Raw genomic sequence first — 14,865 nt, forward strand, 5'->3', positions numbered from 1 at the left:
GCAGGTCAGGAGAGTCTAGCGTTCCAGCCAGATAAGGGAGGCAAACCGACCGGTGCGCGGGCTGCGACGGTAGGAATAGAAACGGGGATCGGTCACGGTGCAGAAGCCGCCACCGTACACGGCCGTGACGCCGCGGGCTGCAAGGCGCAGGCGGGCCAATTGGTAAATGTCGGCCATGAACTTGCCCGGGTTCTGACTGGGGACGAACGCCTCAATCGTTTCCGGAAGTTGCTGCATAAAGGCTTCACGCACTTCCGGGCCCACTTCAAAGGCTTGCGGGCCGATGGCCGGGCCCAGCCAAACCAGCACTTCACCAGGTTCGGCATCCAGGCTTTCGAAAGCGGCTTCCAGGACACCCGCAGCCAGGCCACGCCAACCGGCATGGGCAGCCGCGACGCGGGTGCCGGCGCGATTGCAAAACAAGGCAGGCAGGCAGTCAGCCGTCATTGATGTGCAAGCAATGCCTGGGGTGCTGGTCCAACTGCCATCGGCTTCGGCAGTTCGGCCAGGATCAGCCTCAACCACAACCACGCCGTGAACCTGACGCAGCCAGGCCGGCTGGATATTGAAAGCATCGGTGAGGCGCCGACGATTTTCGAGAACGGCCTCAAGGCTGTCCTCAACGTGATCGCCGAGATTGAGGCTGTCGAACGGCGCCACACTGACGCCGCCCGCACGGGTGGTAATGCAGGCTTTCACCCCGGCCGGCGCGGGCCAGTCAGGAATCAGCCAGTCACTCATCCGATAAACGCCTCGCGGTCCTGCTTGAGCAACGACAGCAGCCAGACAAAATCGTCTGGAAGTGGCGATTCCCAGCTCATCCGCTTACCGCTCGTCGGATGATCCAGTTCCAGGAAGCGTGCATGCAGTGCCTGGCGCGGGAAGGTTTTCAGCGAATCAACCATGGTTGCACTGGCTGCCGGCGGAATACGGAAGCGGCCACCGTAGGCCGGATCTCCGACCAACGGGAAGTTGATGTGCGCCATGTGTACCCGAATCTGGTGGGTACGACCGGTTTCCAGCTTGACTCGCACGTGGGTGTGGGAGCGGAAACGCTCGAGCACGCGGTAGTGGCTGACAGCTTGCTTGCCGCCTTCCATCACCGCCATGCGCTGGCGCTGCTGGCCGTGGCGACCGATGGGGGCATTGATTTTGCCACCTGCGGTTACCACGCCGATCACGATGCATTCATAGATGCGGCTGACGCTGCGGCTCTGCAGTTGTGTGACCAACTGCGTCTGCGCCTGAATGGTCTTGGCCACCACCATAAGGCCGGTGGTGTCCTTGTCCAGACGGTGCACGATGCCGCAACGCGGGACATTGATGATGTCCGGCACGTGGTGCAGCAAGGCATTGAGCAGGGTGCCGTCAGCGTGCCCGGCGGCCGGGTGAACCACCAGGCCTGCGGGTTTATTGATCACCAGGATGTCGTCGTCTTCATAGACGATGTCCAGTTCAATGTCCTGGGCGATCCATTCTCCCTGGGCTTCCTGCTCGGCAGTCAGCTCAAGAATCGCACCACCATGGACTATGTCTCGCGGGCGGATAACCGCTCCATCCACAGTCAGGCGGCCGTCTTTGATCCAGGCGGAAAGGCGCGAGCGCGAGTGCTCAGCGAATAATTGTGCGGCGACTTGATCGAGGCGTTGGCCGCCCAATTCGGACGGCACCTCTGCGCGAAGTTCAATTTTATCGGACATGCTCAGACTAGGCGTGGCACAGCCTTTGGTTTCGGCTGCGCGCTTGTGGTTAAATACGGCGTCTTTTGCCCCGAGGCTTTCCAAGGGGCGCTCATCATAACAGGACGGCCCCGCCCAAGACAGCGGCCGTCATAGGGACGCAAGCCGCCATGCAAGTGAAACACCTGCTGCTGATCGCCATCCTCGCCATGACTGCTGCTTGCTCGTCAACAAAGGAAGTCGTCGACGAAAACCTGAGCGAGGTCGAGCTGTACCAACAAGCTCAGACCGACCTGAACAACCACAGCTACACCAGCGCCACGGCAAAGCTGAAGGCACTGGAGTCGCGGTATCCGTTCGGGCGTTACGCCGACCAGGCCCAGCTCGAGCTGATCTACGCCAACTACAAGAACGCCGAGCCGGAAGCTGCCAAGTCCGCCGCCGAGCGTTTTATCCGCCTGCACCCACAACATCCGAACGTGGACTACGCCTACTACCTCAAGGGCCTGACCTCGTTTGACCAGGACGTGGGCCTGCTGGCGCGCTTCCTGCCGCTGGACATGACCCAGCGTGACCCGGGTGCTGCACGCGACTCCTACAACGAGTTCGCCCAGCTGACCAGCCGCTACCCCAACAGCCGCTACGCGCCGGACGCCAAGCAGCGCATGATCTACCTGCGCAACCTGCTGGCTTCCTACGAGATCCACGTAGCCCACTACTACCTGACCCGTCAGGCGTACGTCGCTGCCGCGAACCGTGGCCGCTATGTAGTGGAAAACTTCCAGGAAACCCCATCCGTGGGTGACGGCCTGGCCGTGATGACCGAGGCTTACCAGCGCCTGCACCTGGACGCCCTGGCGGCCACCAGCCTGGAAACCCTGAAGCTCAACTACCCGGATCACCCAAGCCTGAAGGACGGCCAGTTCGTACCGCAGGTTGCCGAGGCCGACAACCGCTCGTGGTTGAGCAAATACACCCTGGGCCTGATCGAGTCCCGTCCACCGCTGCCGCCGGGCGAAACCCGCGCCAACCAGGACATCATCAAGCAATACCAGGACGCCAAGGATTCGATCCCATCGGACCTCAAGCCGCGTGACGAAAACGGCGATATCATCGAAGAGCAAGGGCCTCAAGCCCTGGGCAACAACGAAGATCGCTCGTGGTTCAGCTACATGACCTTCGGTATCTTTGACTGATTGTTCGCCGCGATGCAAAAAGGGAGCTCTTGAGCTCCCTTTTTTATTGCGCTGCATAATTGCGCTGTGCGCCCATCACGTCCTTGGCTAAACTGGCGCATTACTTGTCGAGAAGCTGCCCACCATGGTTCGTCTACTGTTCTGGATTGCCGTTATTGCTGCCGCGGTATGGATTTGGCGCAAATTCAAAAGCCCGGCCGCCAAACAGCAGCGGCCCAGCGAGCAAGGCACCATCCAAATGGTTCGTTGCGCTCACTGCGGCCTTCATCTGCCACAGGATCGAGCCTTGAGCCTGCGCCAGGAGTGGTATTGCACCCAGGCGCATCTGGAGCAGGGCCCGAAGGCTATCCAGCGTTGATCCGGCCTGCCGGCGCGTAGGGCTTCGGATCAATGATCGGCTTATGCTCCAGCAACAAATCGGCAAACAACTGACAGGACGCCGGCGCCAGCACCAGGCCATTGCGGTAATGCCCGCAATTGAGCCATAGCCCGTCAAACCCTGGCACCTGGCCGATATAGGGAATGCCTTCCGGCGACCCGGGCCGCAAGCCGGCCCAATGCCCCACCACCTCGGCATCGGCCAGGGCAGGAATCAGCTCTACAGCAGAGGCTTTCAGGCTTTCCAGTGCGGAATCGGTGGGCGTCTTGTCGAACCCCTCATGCTCCAGCGTACTGCCGATCAGGATGTGACCGTCTCGCCGGGGAATCGCATAACGCCCCTTGGCCAGGACCATGCACGACAGGAAGTCCGACGCGCATTTGTACAAGATCATCTGCCCCTTGACCGGCTCAACAGGCAATGCCAGCCCCAGGCTACCCAGCAATTCACCGCTCCAGGCCCCGGCAGCGAGCACTACCTGATCGCCACGGATCGGCCCAAGAGCCGTATTCACCCCGACAACCTTGCCGCCCTCCTGAATAAACCCTTCAACCGCGCACTGCTCGTGAATCGTCACGCCCGGCAGGGCCAGCAAGGCCGCCTTGAGGGATTTGACCAACCGCGGATTACGCACATTGGCCACATCCGCCATATAGATCGCCTGGGTAAACCCGGCACCCAGCACCGGCACAGCGTCATGGGCCGCAGAAACATCCACCTTGCTCAGTGGGCGCCCTTCGCGCGCCGCCCAGGCAAGCGCCTCGGCCTCATCGTCCAGGTCCAGCCAATACAGGCCGGTGGTGTGAACTTCCGGATCAACTCCCGTAGCGGCGAACAGACGCTCTGCCAGTTGCGGGTAGAAATCCTGGGACCAATGCGCCAAAGCAGTCACCGCCGGGCTATAGCGCCATGGGTACAGCGGGGAAACGATGCCACCACCCGCCCAGGAAGACTCCTGCCCGACCGCGGAGCGATCCAGCAGCACAACCGCCTGCCCCTGGGTCGCCAGGTTGAACGCCGTCAACAAGCCAATTACCCCGCCACCCACAACCACTACTTGCTGCTGCTTAGCCATTGTTCGATCCAGCCGATAAAAAGAAAAAGGCACGCCCGGCGCCCAATCGTCCAGCTTCCTCATCATTGCCCCCAGCACGCCTTGCGCGTCATTTCAGGCGCAGCGCCCGGATTGCTTCGCGCACCGGCACTGGTCAGGCTGAAGGCTGCACAGGGATCGCCCGCCATCACCGAATCAGTTGCGGGCATGGCAAGCAGAACGAAATCCTGAGGGTTCAATGCAGGGGTGATTCTATAGCGATCATTGCCGGTGATGACGCCAGTCGCATCAATAAAAGTGCCGTTCCTCGCGTAATAACGCTCAAGGTGCTGGGCTTGCTCGCTCAGCAACCCGGCAATTTCGGCGCGATAGACCTTTTTCATATGGCTCGTATAGCCGGGATAGGCGACGCCAACCAGAAGGCCGATGATCGCCACGGCGATCAATAATTCGATCAGGGTGAAACCCGTGCAATCCTTGCTCATCGTGCCGCTCACCTACTGAAGTTGTCGCCACATGATTCGTCGAAAACGCTCACCGGCGCCGCTGCCCACACGCGCATACACCGTCTCCAGGACGGAACGCGAATGACCGCTGATCCCCACCGAAGTCACTCGATAGAGGGTGGCTTGGGTCTCTGCCGGGAGATGAGCCAAGCCCATCCCCGGCCCAAGATTTTGAATACCGTAAACGCCATCTTTCATCCCCACCCAGGTGACAGCCGACACAGGGTTCGTCCCGGGTCCCACTACCGAAACCGACTCGGGAGGTGGCGCACACGCAGCATTCGAGTGACAAGGACGCAAGCCAAAACCAGGCGCCTGCACCACAGACTCTCCAAGCCTGAGACCGCTTTCGGCCAGCTGAAACGACTGGTTGCGTTGTCGAACGCTGCCGGTCATTTTTTCTTGCGAGATTGCTCCCTGCATCGAAGACAACCCGAGGAGCGCCAACGACAGCAGGAATATCAGGCTGATCAGCAAAACCATGCCAGCCTGCCTCGAACGAGAGCGGTAATAACCCATGGGCAAGCTACTCCAGACGATTACGTAGCGCCGCTACAACGCTGTAGGTCTGGTCTTTCACGAGCCCATTTGGGTCCTGAAGCGTCAGCAGAATCCGAACGCTGCGTATAAGCGATTCGTCGCCGGGGCTAGGGTCATATCGGGTGACAACCGTTGAGCCCGCCTTCCCGGCCACCCCGAAACTGATATCGAAAGCGCCCACGTTATCCACCAGTACCGCCTTGCTCGGGGCTGCCAACGTGCTGAGCTTTAGCTGCCCACCCTCGAAGGTGTAAGTCAGCTTGCGCAATGGAAAGCGGATCTGCCCGGGCGCGGGTGCCGGAGGGCCTCCCCCAAAAGCGTGGGCAAAACCGGTGCAATCGGAAAGCACTGTCCAGTCAGGCTTGCTGCCACCCTCTCCGACGTCAGCGGTCACCAGCGTCAGGGACCGAGAATTGCCGGTAGAGCTCCAACCGATGGGGCGGTCGAACCCTGCGGGAGCGTTGCTGATTGATGCGGTGGACAGGCAACCAAACATGCCTGCCTGGCGTATTTCCTGAATCAGTTTTCCCAGGACAAACCGCGCATCATCCTGCAACAACGAAGCCGCGCGCTGGCTGGCATGAGTGGTACGGGAGCTGAGCGCAATCTGGGTCACCCCCATGATCAGCAGCAGGCCGAGGGCCAATGCAAGCAGCAACTCCACCAGGCTGAAACCGCGAGCAAAGCCGGTCATGGCAACCCCCTCGGGTCGACGGCGACCCGGCTGGTCAGGGTGAACGTTTCCCGGGCGCCTTGAGCCTTGGCTCCACGGGAGTCGTCCCAACTGATGCTGATGGTCACCTCTCGCTGACTGACCGCAACCGAACCCTTGGCGCTCTCCCCCGCAAATCCTGCGATGTTGGCTTCAAAATCGTGCAGGTCCAGATCACGGACACTCGCGACCGAAGTGCTGGAGGGCGCGTACTCACTCTGCCCCCACGAATAATCGGCGCCTGAGTTGGCGCGGATGCGGTCGAGCATGTCGTAAGCGATGAAACTGGCCTGACTGGTCATCCTGGAACTGTCGGTGTATTTCAGCGCATTGAGCTGAATCACCGCAGCCCCCAGCAGGCCGACGGCGAGGATCAGCACAGATACCAGGACCTCGATCAGGGTCATCCCGGCCTGGGTCGGTTGGGGGCTAGGTGTTACGGAGCAAGCGTTCATTACCATCGTCATCCGTGTCGAAGGTCATCAAAGGCAGCGGAAAATCTGCCGTGCGACGCAAGACTAGCGCCGGTCTTGCCTGAGCGCCGCACCCGGGAACAAAGCGAAATACTTTGGACAGGATGGCCATCATTCGCCACGCCGGACTGGCCGCTATAACTAAGTCTGCCACTCGGCATCCACTAAAAAAGCACACCGCGTCCACGGAGGGACGGCACATGAAACAACGAGGTTTCTCTCTGATTGAGCTGGTTCTGGGCCTGTTCCTGAGCGGCATCCTGGCCAATCTGGCAGTGCCGAGTCTCAAGGGGCTGCTTGAATCGCAACGTCGCCAGAGCGCCGCCGAATCACTCGCCGGCGGGGTGCGTTACGCCCGCACGGAAGCCATCGCGCGCAACCGCACGGTGGTTATCCATGCACTGGAGGATGACTGGAGCCGGGGATGGAGGGTGGTACTGGACCTGAACGGCCGCGGCCATCTGGACGATAAAAACCCGGTGCTGCTGGAGCGCCAGGACAGTGGCCAGATACCGATTGTAGGGAATACGCCAGTGAGAACCCAGATACGCTTCAGCGGCCTGGGTGAACCGCTGCTGTCGGCAGGGGCTTTCAGCGCCGGCACCGTTCACGTGTGCGCGACGGACCAGCAACTGAGCCTATATCAAGTCGTGCTGGCCGCCAGCGGCCGCATCAGCCTGCGCAGTAACAAAACCGAGCAGGCGCTGTGCCGGGGCTACGCCGGCGCCTTGGGACTCAGAGCAGCGAGCGAACCCGCAGCTCCTTGGGCATGGAGAAAGTGATGTTCTCTTCACGGCCAGCCAGCTCATCAGCGCCTGTGGCGCCCCAGGCCTGCAGTTGCTGAATAACGCCGCGAACCAGCACTTCCGGGGCCGAGGCACCCGCCGTGATGCCGATGCGCTCGACGCCATCGAACCAGCTGCGCTGCATGTCTTCGGCACCATCGATCAAATAGGCCGGAGTGGCCATGCGCTCGGCCAGCTCACGCAAACGGTTGGAGTTGGAGCTGTTGGGGCTGCCCACCACCAGCACCACGTCGCATTCGTCGGCCAATTGCTTGACTGCATCCTGACGGTTTTGCGTGGCGTAGCAGATGTCGTCCTTGCGCGGCCCGCCAATCGCGGGGAAGCGCGTACGCAGCGCATCGATGACGCGGCTGGTGTCGTCCATGGACAGGGTGGTCTGGGTAACGAAGGCCAGCTTTTCAGGGTTGTGCACCTGCAACGCAGCGACGTCTTTTTCGTCTTCCACCAGGTAGATCGCGCCGCCATTGCTGGCGTCGTACTGGCCCATGGTGCCTTCGACTTCCGGGTGACCGGCGTGGCCAATCAGGATGCATTCACGACCATCACGGCTGTAGCGCGCGACCTCGATGTGCACCTTGGTCACCAGCGGGCAGGTGGCGTCGAACACTTTCAGGCCACGGCCTGCGGCTTCGGTGCGCACGGCCTGGGAAACGCCGTGGGCGCTGAAGATAACGATAACGTCGTCCGGCACTTGGTCCAGTTCTTCAACGAAGATGGCCCCGCGGCTGCGCAGGTCTTCGACCACGAACTTGTTGTGGACGACTTCATGGCGCACATAAATCGGCGGCCCGAAGACTTCCAGGGCGCGGTTGACGATTTCAATCGCCCGGTCCACGCCGGCGCAGAAGCCACGGGGGTTGGCGAGTTTGATTTGCATGCTGTGCCTCGTGTCTTGCCCTGTAGGAGCGAGCTTGTGTGGCGAGGGAGCTTGCTCCCGCTGGGCTGCGAAGCAGCCCCAACCTGGGCAATCGAGACACATCAGGTGTATCTCGACGAACCGTTTGGGAGTGCTACGCACTCCAACGGGAGCAAGCTCCCTCGCCACAACACGCTCGCTCCTACAGTAGGCCGATTTCGTTAGTTACAGCGCTTTAACGTCGATGATTTCGACATCAAAGGTCAAGGTTTTCCCGGCCAACGGGTGGTTGAAGTCGATGGTCACTTGCGCGTCATCAAAAGCTTTCACCACACCCGGCAGTTCGGTATTCGCCGCATCGTTGAAGATCACCAGCAAGCCTTCCGACAGTTCCATGTCCTGGAACTGCGAGCGCGGAATGATCTGCACGTTTTGCGGGTTGGGCTGGCCAAAGGCGTTTTCCGGCAGGATCTGCAGGTTGCGCTTGTCGCCGGCCTTGAAGCCGAACAGTGCCGCTTCGAAACCCGGCAGCAGGTTGCCGTCGCCGACCTTGAAGGTCGCCGGGGCCTTGTCGAAGGTGCTGTCGACCGTGTCGCCATTCTCCAGGCGCAATGCGAAATGCAAGGTGACTTCCGTGTTCTGGCCGATGCGTTGCTCAGCCAATACCTGTTCAGTCATGAACGGTCTCTCCGGTTTTCTTGCTTTTGAACATATCCAACGCCAGCATGATTGCACCGACGGTGATGGCGCTGTCGGCAAAGTTGAACGCCGGGAAGTACCAGCGGTTCTGCCAATGCACCAGAATAAAGTCGATCACATGGCCCAGGGCAATGCGGTCGTACAAGTTGCCCAATGCACCACCCAGCACCAGCGCCAAAGCGACGGCCAGCCAGGTGTCATTGCGCCCCAGGCGCTTGAGCCAAACCACCAGCACCGCACTGACCACTACGGCGATCAGGGCAAACAGCCAGCGCTGCCAGCCGGAGCTGTCAGCCAGGAAGCTGAACGCAGCGCCGGTGTTGTAGGCCAGGGTCCAGCTGAAGTAGTCGGGAATCACCACGATCTGCTGGTACATCTCCAGGGCGCCTTCGAAGTGAGCCTTGCTGAGCTGGTCAATGACCAGCACCAGCACGCTCAACACGAGCAAGCCCAGGCGTCCAAAACGACTGGCTTCAGGCATAGTGACGAACCTCGCCAGCGCCAGAAATGTTGTCGACGCAACGACCGCAGATTTCCGGATGCTCAGGGTTCACGCCGACATCTTCACGACAGTGCCAGCAACGGGCGCATTTGGCGAAGGACGACTTGACCACTTTGAGCTTGAGGCCCGGGACTTCGGTCGCGACGGCATCCGCAGGCGCTTGGGCAAACGGCGCCAGGCTGGCAGTCGAGGTGATCAAGACAAAGCGCAGTTCGTTGCTCAGCTTGGCCAGGTCAGCGGTCAGGCCTTCCTCGGCAAACAGCGTGACTTCGGCCTGCAAGTTGCCGCCAACGGCCTTCGCCGCGCGCTGCACTTCCAGTTCCTTGTTCACGGCAACCTTGACGGCCATCACGCCTTCCCAATACTCGCGGCCCAGTTCGAAGTCGGCCGGCAATTCGGTCAGGCCTTCGTACCAGGTGTTGAGCATCACGGACTCGTTACGCTCGCCCGGCAGGTATTCCCAGAACTCGTCGGCGGTGAACGCCAGGATCGGGGCAATCCAGCGCACCAGCGCTTCAGAGATGTGGTACAGCGCGGTTTGCGCCGAACGGCGGGCCTTGCTGTTGGCGCCGGTGGTGTACTGGCGGTCCTTGATGATGTCGAGGTAGAAACCACCCAGCTCCTGCACGCAGAAGTTGTGGATCTTCGAGTAGACGTTCCAGAAGCGGTATTCGCCGTAGTGCTCTTGCAGCTCGCGCTGCAGCAACAGGGTACGGTCCACGGCCCAACGGTCCAGGGCGAGCATTTCCTCGGCCGGCAGGATGTCGGTGGCCGGGTTGAAACCGGTCAGGTTCGACAGCATGAAACGTGCGGTATTACGGATCCGGCGATAGGCATCGGCGCTGCGCTGCAGAATCTGCTCGGACACGGCCATCTCGCCCGAATAATCGGTAGAGGCAACCCACAGGCGCATGATGTCGGCGCCCAGGGTGTCGTTGACCTTTTGCGGCGCGATCACGTTGCCCAGGGACTTGGACATCTTGCGACCGTTCTCGTCGACGGTGAAACCGTGGGTCAGCAGCTCGCGGTACGGGGCGTGATCGTCGATCGCGCAGCCGGTCAGCAACGAGGAGTGGAACCAGCCACGGTGTTGGTCGGAACCTTCCAAGTACAGATCGGCGCGCGGGCCGGTCTCGTGGCCCATCGGGTGCGAACCGCGCAATACGTGCCAGTGAGTGGTACCGGAGTCGAACCAGACGTCGAGGGTGTCGCTGATCTTGTCGTACAGCGGCGCTTCGTCGCCCAACAGCTCGGCGGCGTCCAGTTTGAACCAGGCTTCGATGCCCTCTTGTTCAACACGCTGGGCCACCACTTCCATCAGCTCGACGGTACGTGGATGCAGCTCGCCGCTTTCCTTGTTCAGGAAGAACGGGATCGGCACGCCCCAGTTACGCTGGCGGGAGATGCACCAGTCCGGACGGTTGGCGATCATCGAGTGCAGGCGCGCCTGACCCCAGGCCGGAACGAACTTGGTGTCTTCGATCGCCTTGATCGCACGCTTGCGCAGGGTTTCGCCGCTGGTCGGCTCTTTGTCCATACCGATAAACCACTGCGCAGTGGCGCGGTAGATCAGCGGGGTCTTGTGACGCCAGCAGTGCATGTAGCTGTGGGTGATGGTTTCGGTGTGCAGCAGCGCACCGACTTCAGCCAGCTTGTCGACGATCGCCGGGTTGGCCTTGAAGATGAACTGGCCGCCGAAGAATTCCAGGGACGGCACGTACACGCCGTTGCTTTGCACTGGATTGATGATGTCGTCGTTGACCAGGCCGTACTGCTTGCAGATCACGAAGTCGTCTACGCCATAGGCAGGCGAGCAGTGAACCACGCCGGTGCCGGCGCCCAGTTCGACGTACTCGGCCAGGTAGATTGGCGACAGACGGTCGTAGAACGGGTGACGGAAGTTGATCAGCTCCAGCGCGGAGCCGGTGGTGGTCGCGATCACCGAGCCTTGCAGGTTGTAGCGGGCCAGGCACGCCTCCACCAGCTCTTCAGCCAGCACCAGCAGCTTGTCACCGACGTCCACCAGGGCGTAGGTGAATTCCGGGTGCACGTTCAGCGCCTGGTTGGCCGGGATGGTCCACGGGGTGGTGGTCCAGATCACAATGGAGGCTGGCTTGGCCAGGCTCGCCAGGCCGAAGGCTTCAGCCAGTTTGGCTTCGTCGGCGATCGGGAACGCGACGTCGATGGTCGAGGACTTTTTGTCTTCGTACTCGACTTCGGCTTCAGCCAGGGCCGAGCCGCAATCGAAGCACCAGTTCACGGGCTTGAGGCCCTTGAACACGAAACCGCCCTTGACGATCTCGGCCAAGGCGCGGATTTCACCGGCCTCGTTCTTGAAGTTCATGGTCTTGTACGGGTTGGCCCAGTCGCCCAACACACCCAGGCGGATGAATTCGGACTTCTGCCCTTCGATCTGCTCGGTGGCGTAGGCACGGCACAGTTCGCGGGTTTTATCCGCGCCCAGGTTCTTGCCGTAGGTCACTTCGACCTTGTGTTCAATCGGCAGGCCGTGGCAGTCCCAGCCCGGGACATAAGGCGCGTCGAAGCCCGAAAGGGTTTTCGAGCGGATGATCATGTCCTTGAGAATCTTGTTCAGTGCATGACCGATGTGAATCGTGCCGTTGGCATAAGGAGGGCCGTCGTGCAGGACGAATTTCGGACGATCCTTGCCAATCTCGCGCAACTTTCCGTACAGGCCAATACTGTCCCAGCGCTGCAGGATCTGCGGTTCGCGCTGTGGCAGGCCGGCCTTCATTGGGAAGGCGGTGTCCGGAAGGTTTAGCGTGGCTTTATAGTCGGTCATTTAAGGCTCTTCATTAGCGATGGGCGCTAGGTGCGGCTAGTGCACGGGCGGCGGCGACATCCGCATTGATCGCCGTTTTCAACGCCTCCAGGGAGGCGAAACGCTGCTCTTCACGCAGCTTTTGGTGGAAAGCCACCGTCAAACGCCGGTCATACAAATCACCGGCAAAATCCAAAAGGTGAACTTCCAGGTGGGCTTTGCCATCACCTGCAACCGTGGGCCTGACACCTATGTTGGCGACTCCGGGCCACGATTGGCCGTCGATGTCGACACTCACCAGGTAAACCCCGGTCAGTGGCACACGACGGCGCTTGAGCTGCACGTTGGCGGTTGGCGTGCCCAGTTGGCGCGCCAGCTTCTGGCCGTGCAGGACCCGCCCGGCAATCCGGAACGGGCGACCGAGCAAACGCTCGGCCAAGGCGAAGTCGGCAGCGGCCAGGGCGTTACGCACCTGGGTACTGCTCACGCGCAGGCCGTCCAGTTCGACGGTTTGCGCGGCTTCGACGGTAAAACCCTGGGTAACGCCGGCCTGTTGCAGGAAATCGAAATCCCCTACCCGGTCGCAACCGAAACGGAAGTCGTCACCGACCTCCAGGTGCTGCACGCCCAGGCCGTCCACCAGGATACGGTCGACAAACTCGGCGGCGCTGAGGCTGCGCAAGCGCTGGTTGAAAGCCAGGCAGAGGACGCGGTCCACGCCTTCTTCAGCCAGCAGTTGCAGCTTGTCCCGCAGACGGGCCAGACGCGCCGGCGCCGTCTCCGGGGTAAAGAATTCGCGCGGCTGTGGTTCAAAAATCACCACGCAGCTGGGCACGCCCAACTCAACCGCACGCTCACGCAGGCGGGCCAGGATAGCCTGGTGGCCACGGTGAACACCGTCAAAGTTGCCAATAGTGGCGACGCAGCCCCGATGCTGGGGGCGCAGGTTGTGGAGACCTCGAACCAGCTGCATAACGCGCTTCTTGCTCATAAAGTGGTCGATTATAACCACACCCGGCCCCGGACGACAGGCAACAGCGCAGGCCATTTGCGCGAATCGATAAAACAACCGTCTTATCGACGAAAAGTCTCTAGCTCAGCGACTTGCGATTGAAATCCCGTAAACGGAAGCCCATCAGCAGCAACATGCCGAAGTACACCAGCACGCCAGCGACCACCAATGCACCGAGACGCATAAACCGCTCCAGCATATGGCCTTGGTCCCAGGCGGGCATGAAATGCATCAGCCCCAGTAGCACCGCGGCCATCGTGCCCACCGCCACCACCAACTTGAGCCCAAACGAACCCCAGCCTGCCTGAGGCTGGAACATTTTCTGTTTGCGCAGCTGATAAAACAGCAGCCCGGCATTGATGCAGGCACCCACACTGATTGCCAGCGCCAGCCCCGCATGCTTCAGCGGACCGATAAACGCCAGGTTGAGCAGTTGTGTAACCACCAAGGTGAAGATCGCGATCTTTACCGGCGTACGAATGTTTTGTTGAGCATAAAAGCCTGGGGCCAGCACCTTGATCACGATAATGCCCAGCAGGCCGACGGAATAGGCGATCAGCGCACGCTGCGTCATCGAGGCGTCAAACGCGGTGAACTGGCCGTACTGGAACAGGGCAACCGTCAGCGGTTCAGCGAGCAATCCCAAGGCCACGGCGCACGGCAGCACCAGCACGAAGCACAGGCGCAGGCCCCAGTCGAGAATTCGCGAGTACTCGTGGCGGTCTTTGCTGGCATAGGTACGGGACAGCGTTGGCAGCAGGATGGTGCCGAGCGCCACGCCCAGTACGCCGGACGGCAACTCCATCAGGCGATCAGCGTAGTACATCCACGACACCGAACCCGAGACCAGCAACGAGGCAAAGGCGGTATTGATGATCAGCGAGATCTGGCTGACGGAAACCCCGAGGATTGCCGGCAGCATGTTGCGCATAACGCGCCACACGCCGGTGTCCTTGAGGTTCAGGCGTGGCAACACGAGCATGCCGATCTTCTTCAGGTGCGGCAGCTGGTACAGCAGTTGTGCCAGGCCACCGGCCAAGACCGCCCAGCCCAGAGCCATCACGGGCGGATCGAAATACGGCGTCAGGAACAGCGCAAAAATGATCATGCTGACGTTAAGCAGGGTCGGCACGAAGGCCGGCACCGAGAAACGGTTCCAGGTATTGAGGATCGCCCCGGCCAGTGACGACAGGGAAATCAGCAATATATAAGGAAATGTCACCCGCAACAGGTCAGTGGTCAGGGCAAATTTTTCCGGTGTATTGGCAAAACCGGGGGCCGTGGCCCAGATCACCCAGGGCGCGGCGAGCATGCCGGCGATGGTCACCAACGTCAGCACCAACGTGAGCAAACCCGAAACATAGGCAATAAAGGTGCGGGTCGCCTCCTCCCCTTGCTGGGCCTTGTATTCCGCCAGAATCGGCACGAAGGCCTGGGAAAAAGCCCCCTCAGCGAAGATCCGCCGCAGCAGGTTGGGCAGTTTAAAGGCAATAAAGAAGGCATCCGTGGCCATGCTGGCGCCAAAAATGCGTGCCAGCAGCGTGTCACGCACAAACCCCAGAACCCGGGAAATCATGGTGATAGAGCTGACAGCGGCCAACGATTTGAGCAGGTTCATTGAAAGAGTTTTTGCCTATAGATAAAGAGCAGGCGAACAAACGGCCCACAT

Annotated in this window: 16 protein-coding genes; 3 read left to right on the forward strand and 13 right to left on the reverse strand. The window is 60.8% G+C overall.

Annotated elements, in window-relative coordinates:
• Window positions 1–15: 15 nt before the first annotated feature.
• Window positions 16–741 carry a peptidoglycan editing factor PgeF gene (gene pgeF, locus NVB75_RS15570; RefSeq protein ID WP_258348201.1) on the reverse strand — a complete coding sequence of 242 codons (726 nt, stop codon included), beginning with the start codon at window positions 739–741 and terminating at the stop codon, window positions 16–18.
• Window positions 738–1,700, reverse strand: a complete 963-nt coding sequence (gene rluD / locus NVB75_RS15575) for a 23S rRNA pseudouridine(1911/1915/1917) synthase RluD (protein ID WP_003215899.1) — start codon at window positions 1,698–1,700, stop codon at window positions 738–740. The genes pgeF and rluD overlap by 4 nt, the downstream gene beginning before the upstream one ends.
• A 149-nt stretch (window positions 1,701–1,849) precedes the next feature.
• Between rluD and NVB75_RS15580 the strand changes: the two genes are divergently transcribed.
• The gene (locus NVB75_RS15580; RefSeq protein ID WP_258348207.1) at window positions 1,850–2,875 is read left to right on the forward strand and encodes an outer membrane protein assembly factor BamD; all 1,026 of its coding nucleotides are present in this window, start codon (window positions 1,850–1,852) and stop codon (window positions 2,873–2,875) included.
• Between the two features lie 124 nt (window positions 2,876–2,999).
• The gene (locus tag NVB75_RS15585; RefSeq protein ID WP_076014003.1) at window positions 3,000–3,233 is read left to right on the forward strand and encodes a PP0621 family protein; all 234 of its coding nucleotides are present in this window, start codon (window positions 3,000–3,002) and stop codon (window positions 3,231–3,233) included.
• Here NVB75_RS15585 and thiO read toward each other — a convergent pair.
• The 5 genes from thiO to pilV form a co-directional block, all read right to left on the reverse strand.
• Window positions 3,220–4,329 carry a glycine oxidase ThiO gene (gene thiO / locus NVB75_RS15590; RefSeq protein ID WP_258348209.1) on the reverse strand — a complete coding sequence of 370 codons (1,110 nt, stop codon included), beginning with the start codon at window positions 4,327–4,329 and terminating at the stop codon, window positions 3,220–3,222. The genes NVB75_RS15585 and thiO overlap by 14 nt on opposite strands.
• Before the next feature lie 62 nt (window positions 4,330–4,391).
• A complete protein-coding gene (locus NVB75_RS15595; protein WP_258348211.1) occupies window positions 4,392–4,793 on the reverse strand; it encodes a type IV pilin protein in 402 nt (133 codons plus the stop codon).
• A gap of 12 nt (window positions 4,794–4,805) precedes the next feature.
• Window positions 4,806–5,333, reverse strand: coding sequence for a PilX N-terminal domain-containing pilus assembly protein (locus NVB75_RS15600; RefSeq protein WP_258348212.1), 528 nt, complete (start codon window positions 5,331–5,333; stop codon window positions 4,806–4,808).
• Window positions 5,334–5,340: 7 nt separating this feature from the next.
• Entirely contained in the window at window positions 5,341–6,048 is a 708-nt protein-coding gene (locus NVB75_RS15605) for a PilW family protein (protein ID WP_258348214.1), read from the reverse strand.
• The gene (gene pilV, locus NVB75_RS15610) at window positions 6,045–6,521 is read right to left on the reverse strand and encodes a type IV pilus modification protein PilV (protein ID WP_258348220.1); all 477 of its coding nucleotides are present in this window, start codon (window positions 6,519–6,521) and stop codon (window positions 6,045–6,047) included. Before pilV ends, NVB75_RS15605 begins: the two co-directional genes overlap by 4 nt.
• A gap of 218 nt (window positions 6,522–6,739) precedes the next feature.
• Between pilV and NVB75_RS15615 the strand changes: the two genes are divergently transcribed.
• On the forward strand, window positions 6,740–7,321 hold the full coding sequence (locus tag NVB75_RS15615; protein WP_258348221.1) for a GspH/FimT family pseudopilin: 582 nt from the start codon (window positions 6,740–6,742) through the stop codon (window positions 7,319–7,321).
• Here the strand turns inward: NVB75_RS15615 and ispH are convergent.
• The 6 genes from ispH to murJ form a co-directional block, all read right to left on the reverse strand.
• The gene (gene ispH / locus NVB75_RS15620; protein ID WP_048724209.1) at window positions 7,275–8,222 is read right to left on the reverse strand and encodes a 4-hydroxy-3-methylbut-2-enyl diphosphate reductase; all 948 of its coding nucleotides are present in this window, start codon (window positions 8,220–8,222) and stop codon (window positions 7,275–7,277) included. The two genes, NVB75_RS15615 and ispH, sit on opposite strands and share 47 nt — an antisense overlap.
• 204 nt (window positions 8,223–8,426) lie before the next feature.
• Complete coding sequence (fkpB, locus tag NVB75_RS15625) at window positions 8,427–8,864, reverse strand: FKBP-type peptidyl-prolyl cis-trans isomerase (RefSeq protein WP_003215879.1); 438 nt, start codon at window positions 8,862–8,864, stop codon at window positions 8,427–8,429.
• Between the two features lie 7 nt (window positions 8,865–8,871).
• Entirely contained in the window at window positions 8,872–9,381 is a 510-nt protein-coding gene (gene lspA, locus NVB75_RS15630; RefSeq protein WP_003215877.1) for a signal peptidase II, read from the reverse strand.
• Window positions 9,374–12,205 (reverse strand): isoleucine--tRNA ligase, encoded by a 2,832-nt coding sequence (ileS, locus tag NVB75_RS15635; RefSeq protein ID WP_258348228.1) that lies wholly within the window; start codon window positions 12,203–12,205, stop codon window positions 9,374–9,376. Before ileS ends, lspA begins: the two co-directional genes overlap by 8 nt.
• Window positions 12,206–12,218: 13 nt before the next feature.
• Complete coding sequence (ribF, locus tag NVB75_RS15640) at window positions 12,219–13,157, reverse strand: bifunctional riboflavin kinase/FAD synthetase (protein ID WP_076014011.1); 939 nt, start codon at window positions 13,155–13,157, stop codon at window positions 12,219–12,221.
• 118 nt (window positions 13,158–13,275) lie between these two features.
• Window positions 13,276–14,814 (reverse strand): murein biosynthesis integral membrane protein MurJ, encoded by a 1,539-nt coding sequence (gene murJ / locus NVB75_RS15645; protein WP_258348235.1) that lies wholly within the window; start codon window positions 14,812–14,814, stop codon window positions 13,276–13,278.
• Between the last annotated feature and the right edge of the window lie 51 nt (window positions 14,815–14,865).

Source organism: Pseudomonas sp. CBS (genome assembly GCF_024734645.1).
Classification (GTDB): Bacteria; Pseudomonadota; Gammaproteobacteria; order Pseudomonadales; family Pseudomonadaceae; genus Aquipseudomonas.

Coding starts and splice junctions, on each gene's coding strand:
- NVB75_RS15580 (WP_258348207.1), top strand. CDS start 1,850: ATGCAAGTGAAACACCTGCTGCTGATCGCCATCCTCGCCATGACTGCT.
- ileS (WP_258348228.1), bottom strand. CDS start 12,205: ATGACCGACTATAAAGCCACGCTAAACCTTCCGGACACCGCCTTCCCA.
- ribF (WP_076014011.1), bottom strand. CDS start 13,157: ATGCAGCTGGTTCGAGGTCTCCACAACCTGCGCCCCCAGCATCGGGGC.
- NVB75_RS15615 (WP_258348221.1), top strand. CDS start 6,740: ATGAAACAACGAGGTTTCTCTCTGATTGAGCTGGTTCTGGGCCTGTTC.
- murJ (WP_258348235.1), bottom strand. CDS start 14,814: ATGAACCTGCTCAAATCGTTGGCCGCTGTCAGCTCTATCACCATGATT.
- thiO (WP_258348209.1), bottom strand. CDS start 4,329: ATGGCTAAGCAGCAGCAAGTAGTGGTTGTGGGTGGCGGGGTAATTGGC.
- NVB75_RS15600 (WP_258348212.1), bottom strand. CDS start 5,333: ATGGGTTATTACCGCTCTCGTTCGAGGCAGGCTGGCATGGTTTTGCTG.
- NVB75_RS15605 (WP_258348214.1), bottom strand. CDS start 6,048: ATGACCGGCTTTGCTCGCGGTTTCAGCCTGGTGGAGTTGCTGCTTGCA.
- NVB75_RS15595 (WP_258348211.1), bottom strand. CDS start 4,793: ATGAGCAAGGATTGCACGGGTTTCACCCTGATCGAATTATTGATCGCC.
- lspA (WP_003215877.1), bottom strand. CDS start 9,381: ATGCCTGAAGCCAGTCGTTTTGGACGCCTGGGCTTGCTCGTGTTGAGC.
- rluD (WP_003215899.1), bottom strand. CDS start 1,700: ATGTCCGATAAAATTGAACTTCGCGCAGAGGTGCCGTCCGAATTGGGC.
- pilV (WP_258348220.1), bottom strand. CDS start 6,521: ATGAACGCTTGCTCCGTAACACCTAGCCCCCAACCGACCCAGGCCGGG.
- NVB75_RS15585 (WP_076014003.1), top strand. CDS start 3,000: ATGGTTCGTCTACTGTTCTGGATTGCCGTTATTGCTGCCGCGGTATGG.
- ispH (WP_048724209.1), bottom strand. CDS start 8,222: ATGCAAATCAAACTCGCCAACCCCCGTGGCTTCTGCGCCGGCGTGGAC.
- pgeF (WP_258348201.1), bottom strand. CDS start 741: ATGAGTGACTGGCTGATTCCTGACTGGCCCGCGCCGGCCGGGGTGAAA.